We start from the raw sequence: 15,959 nt of genomic DNA, 5'->3' as shown, positions 1-15,959 counted from the left end.
CCATGGTTCAAGGTGTACCCATGATCGCGATGAAAGATCCGCGCAATGACGACAAGAACCTGTGGGTCGGCTGGGACGAGTATCACCGGCTGATCGAGTTGCTAGCGCTCGACGTGCACGAATCGGGCTGGAAATTCGATCAGATTCTGTGCCTCGCGCGCGGCGGCCTGCGCGTGGGCGACCAGCTCTCGCGCATCTACGACCTGCCGCTGGCGATTCTCGCCACCAGCTCGTATCGCGAAGCGGCCGGCACGGAGCAGGGCGAACTCGACATCGCCCAATACATCACGATGACGCGCGGCGAGCTGCACGGCAACGTGCTGCTGGTCGACGACCTGGTCGATTCGGGCGTCACGCTGGCGCGGGTTCAGCAGCATCTGAAGGAACGCTATCCGGCGATCACCGCGGTGCGCTCGGCAGTGCTCTGGTACAAGGGCTGCTCGAAGGTGAAGCCCGATTACCACGTGCAGCATCTGCCCACCAATCCCTGGATTCATCAACCGTTCGAGGAGTGGGACACCGTTCGTCCGCACAACCTTGGCGCGTGGATCAAGCGCGGTGTCGCGCAGGCGCAGGAGTCGTCGGGAGAGTGATGTGGACTTCGGCGCTTTAACCGTCGCGTCGTTTGCACCGCAGTACCCGCAAAACGGAGTCCGTATGGGCTCCGTTTTTTTTGCGCATCGACCCGTCTGCGCGCGGCGCGACTGTGCGTCGCAATCCGCGTGATGCCGGTGCTGGCGGGACGGCCGACCCGGCAGACGCGTGCAAAACGCAGTGCTACACTGCGCGGACTATCCACGTGGTGTATCCACAACAAGCAGGGCGGCGTCAGGCGGGCAGTTTAGAATGGCGGTCGTTTTTTCCGCTCAGGGAACGGATTCCTCGCGTCTATGACAGATAACAATCACGTGCACAAACAGCCACTGCCTTCCCTCGCGATTGCCGCGATCGGAGTGGTGTTCGGCGATATCGGCACGAGCCCGTTGTATTCGTTGAAAGAGGCATTCAGCCCGTCGCACGGCATTCCGCTGACCGAGCAATCGATCCTCGGTGTGATCTCGCTGCTGTTCTGGGCGATCATGATCGTGGTCGGCGTCAAGTACGTGCTGTTCGTAATGCGCGCGGACAATAACGGCGAGGGCGGCGTGCTCGCGCTGATGGCGCTGGCGTTGCGCTCGCTCGACGAGAAGTCGAAGATGGCCGGGCTGCTCGTCATGCTCGGCATCTTCGGCGCCTGCATGTTCTATGGCGATGCGGTGATTACGCCGGCCATCTCTGTGATCTCGGCGGTCGAGGGCCTGGAGATTGCCGCGCCCCATCTGTCACATCTGGTGCTGCCGCTGACGATTGCGATCCTGATTCTGCTGTTCTGGATTCAGCGGCACGGCACGGCGATGGTCGGCCGCCTGTTCGGCCCGATCATGGTGGTGTGGTTCGTCGTGCTCGCCGCGCTCGGCCTCTGGCATATCGGGCAGTCGCCCAACGTGATCCGCGCGCTGAACCCGTATTACGCGTACTCGTTCATGGCCGCGCACGTGCTGCAGGCCTATGTGGTGCTCGGCTCGGTCGTGCTGGTGTTGACCGGCGCCGAAGCGCTGTACGCCGACATGGGCCACTTCGGCGCGAAGCCGATCCGCATGGCGTGGTATCTGCTGGTGATGCCGTCGCTGGTGCTGAACTACTTCGGCCAGGGCGCGCTGCTGATGCACGACCCGAAGGCCATCGAAAATCCGTTTTTCCTGCTCGCGCCTGACTGGGCGTTGCTGCCGCTCGTCGTGCTCTCCACGGTGGCGACCGTGATCGCATCGCAGGCCGTGATCTCCGGCGCGTACTCACTGACGAGCCAGGCGATCCAGCTCGGCTACGTGCCGCGCATGAAGATCCTGCACACGTCGGAACTGGCGATCGGTCAGATTTATGTGCCGGTCGTGAACTGGATGCTGCTGTTCATCATCCTGTGCATCGTGATCGCCTTCAAGAGTTCGGACAATCTCGCCGCCGCGTACGGTATCGCGGTGACGGCCACGATGGTCATCACGACGATCCTCGCCTGCGTCGTGATGGTGAACGTGTGGAACTGGAACAAACTGCTGGTGGCGTTGATCATCGGCGTGTTCATGACGATCGACCTGGGCTTTTTCGGCGCGAATCTGCTGAAGGTCGAGGAGGGTGGCTGGCTGCCGCTCGGTATCGGCGCACTGCTGTTCTTCCTGCTGATGACCTGGTTCAAGGGCAGGATGATCGTCAAGGAGCGCACGGCTGCCGACGGTATTCCGCTGATGCCGTTCCTGCAGGGGCTGCTTGCGCATCCGCCGCATCGCGTGTCGGGGACGGCGATCTATCTGACCGGCAGCGATACGCTGGTACCGGTGAGCCTGCTGCACAACCTGAAGCACAACAAGGTGCTGCATGAACGCACGATCTTCCTGACCTTCGTGACGCGCGACATTCCGTACGTGAACGACGCGGAGCGGGTCACGGTCAAGGACATCGACGGTGGTCTGTATCTCGTGAAAGCGGCGTACGGCTTCAACGAGACCCCCGATGTAAAAGCGGTGCTGCTTGAAGTCGGCCGCACGCACGACATGACCTTCGAGTTGATGGACACGTCGTTCTTCCTTGCTCGCGAAACGGTGGTGCCGACGCAGCTGCCGGGCATGTCGGTGTGGCGCGAGCGCGTGTTCGCATGGATGCATCAGAACGCCGCGAAGCCGACGGACTTCTTCAGCATTCCGGCCAACCGGGTGGTGGAGTTGGGGACCAAGATCGAGATCTGAGTACGGTCACAGCGGGTTATCGTGCGCTTCGTACGACGGCGCGCGAAAACAAAAAGCCCACGCAATGCGTGGGCTTTTTGTTTGGGTGTCTTCAAGGGCTTCGTTGCTGCACCGGCTCACTCGCCGCGCGAGCGCTCAGGCGATGAACGTGCGCACGTGCCAACGAAAAGCATGCTTGGGCCAACGCGTGAACGGTCGACATACCGCCCACGCGCGAACCCGACGCGCCTACTTCTGCTTGAGCTTCGCGAACGCGGCAGCCATGGCACCACCCGGTTCCGGTTCGCGCGAGCGTTGCTGCGGCGCGCCTCGCCCTGCACCGCCCGAGCGGCCGGCGCCGCCGCGATCCTGCTGCGCGCCAGCGCCGCTGCGTGCCGTGGCCGCGCCAAACTCGTCATCCAGACGCATGGTCAGCGCGATGCGCTGGCGTTTCACGTCGACTTCGAGCACTTTCACCTTGACGATCTGGCCGGCCCTGACGACTTCGTGCGGGTCCTTGATGAACTTCGTCGACATCGCCGACACGTGCACGAGACCATCCTGATGTACGCCGATGTCGATGAACGCGCCGAATGCCGCGACGTTCGTCACGACGCCTTCGAGCACCATGCCCGGCGTCAGATCGCTGACCTTCTCGACGCCTTCGCGGAACGTCGCAGTCTTGAACTCGGGGCGCGGGTCGCGGCCCGGCTTTTCGAGTTCGAGCAGAATGTCGCGCACGGTCGGCAGGCCGAAACGCTCGTCGACGAATTCACTCGGTGACAGTCCGCGCAGTGCGTCGCGATTGCCGAGCACTTCGCCGACCTGCTTGCTGATCTTCGCGAGCATCCGTTCGACGACCGGATACGCTTCCGGGTGCACCGACGAACGGTCGAGCGGATTCTCGCCGTTGTTGATGCGCAGGAAGCCGGCGGCCTGTTCGAAGGTTTTGTCGCCGAGACGCGGCACCTTGCGCAGATGCTCGCGCGACGGGAACGGACCGTTCGCATCGCGATAGTCGACGATGTTGCGCGCGAGCGTCGCGTTCAGACCCGACACGCGCGCGAGCAGCGCGACCGACGCGGTGTTCGCATCGACGCCGACCGCGTTCACGCAGTCTTCGACCACGGCGTCGAGCGAGCGCGCCAGTTCGCGCTGGTTGACGTCGTGCTGATACTGGCCGACGCCGATCGCCTTCGGCTCGATCTTCACGAGTTCGGCGAGCGGGTCCTGCAGGCGGCGCGCAATCGACACCGCGCCGCGCAGCGACACATCCATGTCGGGGAACTCCTTCGCAGCGAGCTCGGAAGCCGAGTACACGGACGCGCCCGCTTCGGACACGACGATTTTCTGCAGCTTGAATTCCGGATGACGCGCGATCAGCTCGCTCGCGAGCTTGTCCGTTTCACGCGACGCCGTGCCGTTGCCGATGCTGATCAGCTCGGCCTGCGTCTGCGCGCAGATGCGCGCGAGTTTCGCGATGGAGCCGTCCCAGTCGCGGCGCGGTTCGTGCGGATAGATCACGTCGGTGGCGAGCACCTTGCCGGTCCGGTCGACCACCGCGACTTTCACGCCGGTGCGCATTCCCGGATCGAGACCGATCACGGCCTTCGGGCCAGCGGGTGCGGCTAGCAGCAGGTCCTTCAAATTGCGCGCGAACACGCGGATTGCTTCGTGTTCGGCTTCGTCGCGCAGATTGGTCAGCAGTTCGTTTTCGATGTGCGGCTGCACCTTCACACGCCAGCACCAGCGGCACACGTCGGAGAGCCACTTGTCGGCCGGGCGGTTCTGATTGGCGATGCCGAAGTGGCGCGCGATCAACGCTTCGCCCGGATGCGGCACCTGCGCGTCGAGTTCTTCGCCGAGGCCCAGCTTGACCATCAGCACGCCCGCATTGCGGCCACGGAACAGCGCCAGCGCGCGATGCGATGGCACGGTGCGGATGGTCTCCGCGTAATCGTAGTAGTCGCGGAATTTCTCTTCTTCCGCGTTTTCCTTGCCTTCGACCACTTTCGAGGACACCACGCCCTGGTTGAACAGGTAGTCGCGCAGCTTGCCGAGCAGCTCGGCCGTTTCGCCGAACTGTTCGGAGAGGATGTCGCGCGCGCCGTCGAGCGCGGCCTTGACGTCGGCGACGCCTTTCTCGGCGTCCACGTACGCGGCGGCTTCGGTTTGCGGATCGAGCAACGGATTGGCCAGCAGCGCATCGGCGAGCGGCTGCAGACCGGCTTCGCGCGCGATCTGCGCGCGGGTGCGGCGCTTCGGCTTATACGGGAGGTACAGATCTTCCAGCACCTGCTTGCTGTCGGCGCCTTCGATCGCGGTGCGCAGCTCGTCGGTGAGCTTGCCCTGTTCGTCGATGCTCGTGATGATCGCGGCGCGGCGGTCTTCCAGCTCGCGCAGATACAGTAGGCGTTCCTCGAGATTACGCAGTTGCGTGTCGTCGAGATTGTCGGTCACTTCCTTACGGTAGCGGGCGATGAACGGAACAGTCGCTCCTTCGTCGAGAAGTTGCACCGCGGCCGCGACCTGGCGCGGCTGGACGGACAGTTCGGCGGCGATGCGCTGTACGATCTTGAGTGCTACGGTTTCCGTCATAAGGTCTTGGTGTTCCTGCGGACTCAGTCAGGGGCCGCGCGCTGACGGCGCGTTGGGACACGCCGGGCGTGTGCGCTGCGACCAGGTTGCTGGAGCGGGGCATTTTGCCATAAATGCCAAAGGGCTCAACCGCAGGGTGATAGAATTTCGGGCATGTTCCGCTGACCCTCTACGACGTTGCCAATCTCCTTGTCCCTCAACCGCCTGGGCTCCCGCTTGGTCTCTTGCCTGTCACCGGTTTTGTCGCCGGTATTGCCAGAATCGCCGCTGTTTTTGCCGCGTTTGTCGCTCAGCTCGCTGGTGTCGGTGGCGCGTTCCGCGCTTGGGTTCACGTTCGGGTCCACCTTCGGATCCACCGTCATCGCGCAGCGGCTGTTCGCCGTGTCGTGCGCATCGTGTGTGATGGCGGCCGCGCTGGCCGTGTCCGCAACACCGGCCGCGGCGCAAACGCCGGCGTCGGCGGGCCACAGCCCGGCGGTGTCCGCCGGAACTGAAGCGCCGGCAGCAGCCGCCACCGTGCGGGACCAGGAGCAGACCGCCGACGCGGACACCGACAGCGCGGCAAGTGCCGATAGCGCGAGCGACGCGGCCGCACCGGACAACTCGTTCGAAGCGCGGCAACGCGCGCTGGATCAGCGCAGCGACGAGAACAACTACACCTACGGCGTCGCGCAGCACAACTGCTATAGCCGGTTCTTCGTCAATCACTGCCTGAACCGTGCGCGCGACAGCATGCGTGCGGTGCAGGCGGAGATTCGCAAGGAGCAGCTCGCGCTCGACGGCGAGCAGCGCGCGCAACGCGCGCGTGCGCGTGACGAACGCGCCGCGCTGCGCCGCGCCCGTAACGAAGCGGATGCGCCGCAGCGTGCCGCCGAAGATGCGCGCAACGAACAGGCTTACCAGGACAAGCAGCGTCAGCACGCGATCGATCAGGCACAACGTAGCGCCGAAGCGCCGCAACGCGCGGCCAATGCGCAGGCCTACGAGGACAAACAGCGCCAGCATGCGATCGATCAGGCGCAGCGCGGCATCAGCCCGTCGCAGGCGGCGGCCAATCAGCAGGCCTACGATCAGAAGCAGTCCGACTACCAGCGCAAGCTCGAGGAAGCGCGTCAGCAGGGCGCGCAGAAGGCGCAGGAGCGCGTTGAGAAACAGCAGAGCTTCGAGAAGAAGCAGGCCGAGGCCGCCCAGCACAAGGCCGATGTGCAAGCGCGTCAGAAGCAGGCGGCCGAGAAGGCCGAGCAGAAGCGGCAAGACCAGTTGAAGCAGCAGCAACTCGAAGAGCAGCAAAAACAGCAACAGCAGCAACAGTAAATGTGCTGTAGTGGGTCCTGGCGGGTTCTGGCCAGGACCGTAGTCGTAGTCGCCGTAACGCGTTTTGAGACGGACAGCAACCTCAGGCGTCGGTCTGCGCGCGCAGCCCGCGCCGCAGACGGGAGGAGGCGAGCATGCGCGATCATCACCACGTCATCAACGCGGACACACTTCGCGACCGGATTCTGCAACTGGAATCGGAGCACAGTGGGCTCGATCGGTTGATCGACCGAATGTCGGATGAGCCCGGCATCGACGACTTCGAGTTGCAGCGCCTGAAAAAGCGCAAACTCAAAGTCAAGGACACCATCATCTTGCTGCAATTGCAGCTCGAACCGGACGCACGCGCCTGAGTTCGCGGCCTGGCAGGCGCCGGGCGCGCGACGCGCGAGCCGGACTTTGCAGGAATGCTTGCCTTGAATTCACCGCTTGAAACTTCATCCCGGCGCACCTCGGGCGATGACGCAGCCACCGCCACGCCGGCGCCGCGTCCTGGCGCGTCCGCGCTGAGCGCGTCGTTGAATCCGCGGCGCGTCGCCGAACTGGATCAGATCTTCGCCGATGACGGCCTGCTGGCCCGGCAGATCGACGGCTATCGCTCGCGGGCTTCGCAGATCGAAATGTCACGCGCGGTCGCCGCAGCGATGGAAGCGTCCGGCCGCGCGATGCCCGAGCCCGCGATGTTCGAGGCGCAGAAGCGTCCCGCACGGCGTCTGCAAACGGGCGGTGCGGCCGATGCCCAGGCCGCGGCCGACGCCGCTGAAAACCCCGGATCCAGCGGACTCGACGGCAGTGAAAACACGCTGATCGTCGAAGCGGGCACGGGTACCGGCAAGACCTATGCGTACCTCGTGCCGGCCATGCTGTGGGGCGGTAAGGTGATCGTCTCCACCGGCACCAAGCACTTGCAGGACCAGCTCTTTCAGCGCGACATTCCGACCGTGCGCGACGCGCTCGCGGTGCCGGTGTCGGTCGCGATGCTCAAGGGGCGCGCCAATTACCTGTGCCACTACTATCTGCAGCGCACCGCGGACAACGGCCGTTTGCCGTCGCGCCAGGAAACCTCGTATCTGCAGGACATCGTGCGCTTCGCGAAGATCACGCGCACCGGCGACAAGGCTGAACTCGCGAGCGTGCCGGAAACGGCCGCGGTGTGGTCGATGGTCACGTCGACGCGCGAAAACTGTCTCGGCCAGGAGTGTCCGCATTACAAGGACTGCTTCGTGATGCAGGCGCGCCGCGAAGCGCAGCAGGCCGATATCGTGGTGGTCAACCATCACCTGTTTTTCGCCGACATCATGTTGCGCGACACGGGCATGGCGGAACTGCTGCCCACCGCGAACACCGTCATCTTCGACGAAGCGCATCAACTGCCCGAGACCGCGACGTTGTTCTTCGGCGAGACGCTGTCGACCACGCAGTTTCTCGAACTCGCACGCGATTCGGTCGCCGAAGGTCTGGGTCATGCGCGCGAAACGGTCGATTGGGTCAAGCTCGGCGCGACGCTCGAGCGCGCGGCGCGCGATGTGCGGCTCGCGTTCAAGGAAGACTCGGTGCGTTTGTCGATCGGTCAGTTGCCCGACGATCATCCGCTGTTCCCCGCGCTCGACACGCTCGAAACCGAACTCGACGCCTTGGCCACCGCGTTGGCGGGGCAGGCCGAGCGCGCCGAGTCGATCGGCGCGTGCCTGCGTCGCGCGCGCGAATTGCAGGGTGTGCTGGCCGGCTGGACGACACCGCCCACCGCGACCGAACGCCATGCCGCCGACACACAGCAGGCCACCTCGAACGACGGCAACACCGAGCGCGCCGACCCGAACGAAAAGGTGCGCTGGATCGAAGTCTTCTCCCATACCGTGCAGTTGCACGAGACGCCGCTGTCGGTCGCGCCGATCTTCGCGAAGCAGCGCGCCGGCGTGCCGCGCGCGTGGATCTTCACGTCGGCGACGTTGTCGGTACGCGGCGACTTCACGCACTACGCTGCACAGATGGGTCTGAACGCCAAGCGCTCGATGACGCTGCCCAGTCCCTTCGACTATCCGACGCAGGGCCTCCTGTACGTGCCGCGCAACTTGCCGCAGCCTTCCTCGCCGATGTTTACCGACGCCGTGTTCGACGCGGCGTTGCCCGCGATCGAAGCCTCGGGCGGCGGCGTCTTCATGCTGTGCACAACGCTGCGCGCGGTGGATCGCATCTCGGCGAAATTGCGCGATACGATCGAAGCGCGGGGCTGGAACTATCCGTTGCTCGTGCAGGGCGATGCGAGCCGCACCGAGTTGCTCGACCGCTTCCGCTCGTACGGCAATGCGATTCTGGTGGGTAGCCAGAGCTTCTGGGAAGGGGTGGACGTGCGTGGTGATGCGCTGTCGCTGGTGGTGATCGACAAGCTGCCGTTTGCGCCGCCCGACGATCCGGTGCTGTCGGCGCGGCTCGATGCGTTGACGAAGAAAGGCTTGAGCCCGTTTGCCGTGCATCAGTTGCCGCAGGCCGTGATCACGCTGAAGCAGGGTGCGGGCCGTTTGATTCGTGCGGAGACCGATCGCGGCGTGCTGATGATCTGCGACACGCGCCTCGTCGACAAACCGTATGGACGTCGTATCTGGCAAAGCTTGCCGCCGTTCAAGCGCACACGCGAGATCGAGGTGGTACGCGAGTTCTTCGAAGAGAATTCGACGCGGGTTCAATAGGGCGGACGTGTGTCGAACCGCCGTTAATAAACGGCGCTTGAATGACAAAACGCCACGGATGTGAATCCGTGGCGTTTTGCTTTACCACCCGCGAAATCGGAAAGACTTCGCGGTGCGGTTTTCGCCTGAAGGCGAGCCCTAAGCTACAGCTTAGTTGCTTGCAGCCGAAGCCGGAGCAGCAGCCGAAGCAGCAGCGCCTGCGTCCGAAGCAGCAGCGCCTGCATCCGAAGCAGCAGCCGTAGCCGAAGCAGCAGCGTCGCTCGCAGCAGCAGCCGAATCCGAAGCTGCAGCAGCCGCCGGTGCCGAGGCAGCAGCAGCGTCGCTAGCCGGGGCAGCGGCCTGATCGTTGCTCTTGTTGCATGCAGCCAGTGCCACAGCTGCCAACAGGGATGCTACGAGGAGGGATTTCTTCATGATCACGTCCTTTTATGGTTTAAAGGTAAGCAACAGCGCAAAATAAAACCGGTAATGTGCTCCAACACCGACCTGGGCCGCTGGTGGAGACGCTCTTTCGACGAGCTGGAATCTTCCCTACGGCTTGGGCGGAAATTATATGCACTTTCGTACTGACAGTCGATAAATCCGGGGTCAATACGTTGTCTTTCTCATACAAAATTTCAACAGTACGGTATATAGCAGGCGGGCAGAGTTACGCAAGCTCGCCCACTTGTATCCAGCCCGCACAATACCACTCGTGCAGTAGTGCTGTCACCGACGAATCGTGTGAGAGTGTTACAAAGCGTTTCGCACTCAAGCACCGGCGATCCGCGAGATCAAACAGCCATTTTTTTGCGCCATCAAATGACGTTTCTTCTCCATTTACGAAGAAAAAACGGCGGTTGTACAACAGATTGGTCTTGCGGTCGAGCCGCAGGCCGGACTTCGCCGCCTGACTGATAAAACGGGCTTCGTTGAGCGGCCTTTGCGGCGGATCAAACACGACACTCGGCTTCGGTTCGCTGAGATAGGTGCCAAGGAACGACGCAATATCCTGCTCTTTCCATTTGACGCCAGCAAGGATTGCGCCAACCCTCTCTATGAGCGCGGCCGGCAACTCGGCAGGACGGTCGACGGCGGGCTGCTGCGGATCGCGGTAGAGCGCGCCAGTCTTGCCCGCCGATTCGCCACGCTCGGCCAGGTGATAGAGGAACTGGGCGGTCAACTCGCTCGCGGCAGGGGCGCGAAAGCCGATCGAGCAGGTCATGCACTCGCCTTGCGCGATGCCGTCATGCGCAATGTGCGGCGGCAAATACAGCATGTCGCCGGGCTCGAGCAGCCATTCCTCTTCGGCCTGGAAATTCTGTAAAACTTTCAAAGGCAGGCCGGCTTGCAAGGCCAGATCTTTCTGTGAGCTGATGCGCCAGCGGCGCTTGCCTTTTACTTGCAAAAGAAACACATCGTAGGAATCGAAGTGGGGGCCTACGCCGCCGCCATCGGTTGCGTACGAGATCATCAGATCGTCGAGGCGCGCGTCCGGCACGAAGCGGAAGCGGTCGAGCAACGCGCGCGCGCGATCGTCGTAAAGGTCCACGCCCTGCACGAGCAGCGTCCAGGCGCGCTGCTTCACCGAGGGCAATTCATCGGGCGCGAACGGGCCGTGTTCGAGCTGCCATTTGTTGCGGAAGTGGGTGATCAGGCGCGCTTCGACTTCGTGCTGATCGGCCAGCTCGAAGAATTCGTCGCGTGAGAGCGGCGCCTCCACGTTCGGAATCGCCTGGCGAATCAGCAACGGCTTTTTTTGCCAGTACCGGCGCATGAATTGCGAAGGACTCAAATTGCCGAGCAAGGCAGTCGGCGTGTCGGGCGAGGGCGGAAGGACGGGCAGCGCCGGCTTTGAAGCCGGCGACGAATTCCGTGCCGAAGCTGCATCGGCCGGGTGGTCTGTGGGCCGCTTGGGCATCGTATAATGTGAGTTGTATTCTGGAGAATCGAATGAAAATCGCAAAGAACACCGTCGTGTCGGTCGCTTACAAGCTATCGGATGCGCAGGGCAATCTGATTGAAGAAAGCGACGAGCCGATGGTCTATCTGCACGGCGGCTATGATGGCACGTTCCCCAAGATCGAGGAAGAGCTCGACGGCCACGAGGCCGGCTTCGAGACACAGATCCAGCTCGAACCGCAAGACGCGTTCGGCGAGTACGATGCCGATCTCGTGAAGATCGAGCCGCGCGATCGCTTCCCGGAACCGCTCGAAGTCGGCATGCAATTCGAAGGCACGCCGGAAGAAGGCGACGAAGATCTCGACTCGCTCGTCTACGTGGTAACCGAAGTCGCGGAAGACAAGGTCGTGCTCGACGGCAACCATCCGCTCGCGGGCATGGCACTGCGTTTCGCGCTGACCGTGAAAGACGTGCGCCCGGCCACCGAAGACGAAATCCAGCACGAGCACGCGCATGGCGCTGACGGCCTCGAAATCCTCGACGAAGACGACGAGGAAGACGAAGACAAATCAGGGCCCACTCTGCACTGAACTTGCCGGCACGCCGCCGGGCACGCTCGAGCCTGATGCGGCGCCGGGCGTGTGCGGTGCGGAGGCCGGGGCGGGCGGCGCCGCCATTGCCGGGCCGTATCCGCCGCCGCCCTGATCGGCCGGCAGGCGCGGCACCTGATCCGGTTGCGGCTCGCCGGGTGCCTGCAGTAGCGGCGGCAATTCTGATGCCGGCGCCGGTCCCGGTGCCGGTACCCCCGGCATCGAAGCAGCCGGTTCCTCGCGTGGCCACACCGGTTGCGTCGTGGGCATTGGCATATGCTTTGGCACATCGCGCACACTCACACGGAACGGCGTTTTTCTGCCCGGTTCCGCTTCAATCTGAATCCATTGGTTAAGACGATCATGCGGCGCAAGCGCGACTCGCGTGAGATTCGTCACCAGCATCCCTTTGTCGTTGCGTAGCGGCTGATCGATCACGAAGCCGCCGTTGGCGCGTTCATCGTCCTCGTGTATCACCAGTATGGGGCCGTGGAAAATCTGCGCGAGCCTGACGAGGCTGCGTTTGAATTCCAGGAAGCCGTCGCGGCGAGGGCTGTGCGCAAAGCGCAGCCACGCGAAACGGTCGGGCCGTTCGTAACGCTCCGGATCGAAGTCGCCCTGAAGGAATACGACGATCGCGCGCGCGTCGCGGCGTTTCGCGTATTCGCCGGCGTGTTCGAGCCAGAAGGCGTTGGCGATCACCCGGTCTTCGAATTCACCGTTGCGGCCGCCCGCGGTCAGATAGTGATTGTTCGGGCTCGGTGCATTCAGGCCGACGAACACGATGTCATCTTTGTCGCCCGGTGTGTCGTTGGATAACCAACGCACGTTTTCGCGAAACGGCCGAAAGCGCGAGACTTCGCTTTCGCGCGTCAACGCGATTGGATTCTGGCCCATCGACGTGGCGTCGGCGAACAAGGTCTGACGCAGCAGGTCGAGCCGTTCGACCGGATCGAAACCGCCGGCCTCGGCCGTACCGCAATCGACCCAGTCATGCTGGCCCGGAATGAAGAAGAGAGGGATGCGCGAAGTTTCGAGCAGCGTGTGACGGCGCTCGTAGAGCGCATCGCGACAGGCTTCTTTCGGCCCCTTCAGATTGCCGTTGTAGACGATGAACGACACGTCGCGCTCGCGGTTGATCGCCTCGATCAGCCGTTGCGTGGCGGGTTCGTCGGTGGGGCCGTGCATCGTGTCGGCGATCACTGCGAAGATGAAGCGCGGCGCCGCGGCGTAGGCGGGCGCGGCAAATGCGAAGAGTCCCGCGAGAGACAGACAACCCGCGAGAGCGCCAATCGACGCGAAAGCGAAAGTCAGCGCCGCGCGAATTCCGCGCGGGTGCTGCGAGGGCCTGTGTGCTTCAATGATCCGCATCCGGCGCGGCGGCCAGTTCGTGGAGCTCGTACAGCAGATCGAGTGCTTCGCGCGGGCGCAGATCGTTGGGATCGATGCCGCGCAAACGTTCGACGAGCGCCTGCATCGCGGGTGATGCAGGCGCCTGCGCAGACCCGGCGTCGTGTTCATCATCGTCTGCGTCTTCGACCCGCATCGGCATGGGCGCCGCGAACAGATCGAGTTGCGGCGCGGGCTGCGCCGCCGACTGCTGTTCGAGATGGGCGAGATGCTTGCGCGCCGCGCGAATCACCGCGTTCGGCACGCCGGCGAGCTGCGCGACCTGCAGACCGTAGCTCTGATTGGCCGGACCTTCGCTGACCGCGTGCAGGAACACGATGCCGTGCCCATGTTCGACCGCCGACAGGTGCACGTTGGCCGCATGCGCAAACTCGGCCGGCAACTGCGTCAGTTCGAAGTAGTGCGTAGCGAATAGCGTATGGCAACCATTGTGCGCGAGCAGATGCCGCGCGATGGCCCACGCCAGCGCGAGCCCGTCGAACGTCGACGTGCCACGGCCGATTTCATCCATCAGCACGAGACTTTGCGGCGTGGCGTCGTTCAGGATCGCGGCGGCTTCGGTCATCTCGACCATGAAGGTCGAGCGGCCGCCGGCCAGGTCGTCGGCTGCGCCAATGCGCGTGAAGATACGGTCGATCGGCCCGAACGCCGCGCGCCGCGCCGGCACATAGCTGCCCACGTACGCGAGCAGGGCGATCAGCGCGGTCTGGCGCATGAAGGTCGATTTGCCGCCCATGTTCGGGCCGGTGATCAGCAGCAGTTTGCGCTCGGGCGTGAGCGTACAGTCGTTGGCGATGAACTGCTCGACCTGCGCCTCGACAACCGGGTGCCGTCCCTGTTCGATCTCGATGCCGGTGTCCGGCGAGAACGTCGGCGCCACCCAGTCGAGCGCACGGGCCCGCTCCGCGAAGGCGGCCAGCAGATCGAGTTCGGCGAGTGCCGAGGCGACCCGCTGGCAATCCGGAATGAAGGGCAGCAGCGTTTGCAGCAGCGCGTCGTATAGCGACCGTTCGCGCGCGAGTGCGCGCTCCTGTGCGGACAGCGCCTTGTCCTCGAAAGTCTTCAGTTCCGGCGTGATGTAGCGCTCGGCGTTTTTCAGCGTTTGACGGCGCCGATAGTCGTCGGGCACCTTGTCGGTCTGGCCGCGCGTGACTTCGATATAGAAGCCATGCACCTTGTTGTATTCGACGCGCAGATTGCCGATCCCGGTACGCGTGCGCTCACGCGTTTCGAGGTCGATCAGGAACTGTCCGCAGTTCTCCGAAATATCGCGGAGTTCGTCGAGTTCCGCGTCGTAGCCTCGCGCGATCACGCCACCGTCGCGCACCATCGCCGCGGGCTCCTGCGCGATCGCACGTGTGAGCAGTTCGACGCAGGCTTGCGGCGGTTCGAGCGACGCATCGATGCGCGCGAGCGAATCCGCGTTCGACGATACAGCCGCGAGTTGCGTGCGCAGCTCGGGCAGTGCGATGAAGGTGTCGCGCAGGCTAGACAGATCGCGCGGCCGCGCCGACAGCAGGGCGAGCCGGCCCGTGATCCGTTCGATATCCGAAATTTTCCGCAACGCGCCGCGCAGCGTGTCGACATCGGCGCCCGGCGGCGCGTCGAGCAATGCGCCGATCGCCTGTTGACGCGCCTGCGCCACCGCTGACTCGCGCGGCGGATGATGCAGCCAGTGGCGCAGCAGACGGCTACCCATAGTGGTGCAGCAGGTGTCGAGCAGCGAACACAGCGTGGGCGATTCGGTGCCGCGCAGTGTTTCGGTGAGTTCGAGATTGCGGCGCGTGGCGGGATCGAGGCCGATATATTCCGATTCGTACTCGACCTTCAGACTGCGCACGTGGCGCAGCTGCTGTCCTTGCGTGGACGCCGCATACAGCAGCAGCGCGCCGGCCGCGCCGCACGCGCAGGTGAGCGAATGTGCGCCGAAGCCGTCGAGGCCCGCCACTTCCAGCTGATCGCACAGGCGTTGCGTGCCCGAGGCGATATCGAAATGCCAGACCGGCACGCGGGTCAGTGCACTCGCGTTCACGGGCGGCGTCCAGCTTGCGGAATCGGAAGGCGTGTCGGCGACCAGAATTTCGGCGGGACGAATCCGCTCCAGCGCGGCCGCCACCTGGTCGGGTGCGACTTCCGCGAGGCGCAGCGCGCCACTCGCCAGATTCAGCCACGCGAGGCCGACGCTGGTCGCGACGCCGCGCCGGTTGTGCGCGACGCACATGGCGAGCAGATAGACGTCGCTCTTGTCGGACAGGAGTGCGGCGTCCGTCAGCGTGCCGGGCGTGACCACGCGCACCACCTTGCGCTCGACCGGGCCTTTCGATGTGGCCGGGTCGCCGATCTGCTCGCAAATCGCGACGGATTCGCCGAGCTTCACCAGTTTCGCGAGGTACTGCTCGACCGCGTGATGCGGCACGCCCGCCATCTTGATCGGATTGCCGCCCGACGGGCCCCGTTGCGTGAGCGTCAGATCGAGCAGACGCGAGGCTTTTTCCGCGTCTTCGAAAAAGAGTTCGTAGAAGTCGCCCATCCGGTAGAACACGAGCGTGCCCGGATGCTCCGCCTTGATGCGCAAATACTGCTGCATCATGGGCGTGTGTTGTGCGACGTCGTTGGCCGCTGCGGTTTGAATGCCCATCCTCGGTGTCTTCTTGCGTTAGCTGTTCAGGGCGTGAGTTTAACCTGCCGGCGCGGCGAGCGGACCCCTGGCCGGATGGCCAAT

11 protein-coding genes are annotated in these 15,959 nt (G+C 63.9%); 6 read left to right on the top strand and 5 right to left on the bottom strand.

Annotated elements, in window-relative coordinates; all coding sequences use genetic code 11:
• Nucleotides 1-2: 2 nt before the first annotated feature.
• Complete coding sequence (locus tag HV770_RS15400; protein WP_175160851.1) at nucleotides 3-593, top strand: phosphoribosyltransferase; 591 nt, start codon at nucleotides 3-5, stop codon at nucleotides 591-593.
• Between the two features lie 297 nt (nucleotides 594-890).
• Nucleotides 891-2,777 (top strand): potassium transporter Kup, encoded by a 1,887-nt coding sequence (locus tag HV770_RS15395; RefSeq protein WP_168669866.1) that lies wholly within the window; start codon nucleotides 891-893, stop codon nucleotides 2,775-2,777.
• Nucleotides 2,778-3,005: 228 nt separating this feature from the next.
• Here HV770_RS15395 and HV770_RS15390 read toward each other — a convergent pair whose 3' ends face one another.
• Nucleotides 3,006-5,354, bottom strand: a complete 2,349-nt coding sequence (locus HV770_RS15390) for a Tex family protein (protein ID WP_175160849.1) — start codon at nucleotides 5,352-5,354, stop codon at nucleotides 3,006-3,008.
• Nucleotides 5,355-5,606: 252 nt separating this feature from the next.
• Here HV770_RS15390 and HV770_RS15385 point away from each other — a divergent pair, with 252 nt between their 5' ends.
• The 3 genes from HV770_RS15385 (at nucleotide 5,607) to yoaA (ending at nucleotide 9,355) form a co-directional block, all read left to right on the top strand.
• Complete coding sequence (locus HV770_RS15385) at nucleotides 5,607-6,668, top strand: hypothetical protein (RefSeq protein ID WP_425497428.1); 1,062 nt, start codon at nucleotides 5,607-5,609, stop codon at nucleotides 6,666-6,668.
• Between the two features lie 134 nt (nucleotides 6,669-6,802).
• Nucleotides 6,803-7,021 carry a DUF465 domain-containing protein gene (locus tag HV770_RS15380; RefSeq protein ID WP_042322843.1) on the top strand — a complete coding sequence of 73 codons (219 nt, stop codon included), beginning with the start codon at nucleotides 6,803-6,805 and terminating at the stop codon, nucleotides 7,019-7,021.
• 63 nt (nucleotides 7,022-7,084) lie between these two features.
• The gene (gene yoaA, locus HV770_RS15375) at nucleotides 7,085-9,355 is read left to right on the top strand and encodes a DNA repair helicase YoaA (RefSeq protein WP_175160847.1); all 2,271 of its coding nucleotides are present in this window, start codon (nucleotides 7,085-7,087) and stop codon (nucleotides 9,353-9,355) included.
• Between the two features lie 150 nt (nucleotides 9,356-9,505).
• On the opposite strand, the gene HV770_RS38660 is transcribed toward yoaA, so the two are convergent.
• Complete coding sequence (locus tag HV770_RS38660; RefSeq protein ID WP_168669870.1) at nucleotides 9,506-9,769, bottom strand: hypothetical protein; 264 nt, start codon at nucleotides 9,767-9,769, stop codon at nucleotides 9,506-9,508.
• Between the two features lie 235 nt (nucleotides 9,770-10,004).
• Nucleotides 10,005-11,255, bottom strand: coding sequence for a cupin domain-containing protein (locus HV770_RS15370; RefSeq protein WP_175160845.1), 1,251 nt, complete (start codon nucleotides 11,253-11,255; stop codon nucleotides 10,005-10,007).
• Nucleotides 11,256-11,287: 32 nt separating this feature from the next.
• Here HV770_RS15370 and HV770_RS15365 point away from each other — a divergent pair, with 32 nt between their 5' ends.
• Nucleotides 11,288-11,827, top strand: coding sequence for an FKBP-type peptidyl-prolyl cis-trans isomerase (locus HV770_RS15365; protein ID WP_121317423.1), 540 nt, complete (start codon nucleotides 11,288-11,290; stop codon nucleotides 11,825-11,827).
• Here the strand turns inward: HV770_RS15365 and HV770_RS15360 are convergent.
• Nucleotides 11,807-13,198, bottom strand: coding sequence for a metallophosphoesterase (locus HV770_RS15360; protein ID WP_175160843.1), 1,392 nt, complete (start codon nucleotides 13,196-13,198; stop codon nucleotides 11,807-11,809). The two genes, HV770_RS15365 and HV770_RS15360, sit on opposite strands and share 21 nt — an antisense overlap.
• Nucleotides 13,185-15,875, bottom strand: coding sequence for a DNA mismatch repair protein MutS (gene mutS, locus HV770_RS15355; RefSeq protein WP_175160841.1), 2,691 nt, complete (start codon nucleotides 15,873-15,875; stop codon nucleotides 13,185-13,187). Before mutS ends, HV770_RS15360 begins: the two co-directional genes overlap by 14 nt.
• Nucleotides 15,876-15,959: the final 84 nt, after the last annotated feature.

It is taken from the genome of Paraburkholderia fynbosensis (genome assembly GCF_902859935.1).
Lineage (GTDB): Bacteria > Pseudomonadota > Gammaproteobacteria > Burkholderiales > Burkholderiaceae > Paraburkholderia > Paraburkholderia fynbosensis.
This window is presented reverse-complemented; position numbering and strand designations above follow the sequence as displayed.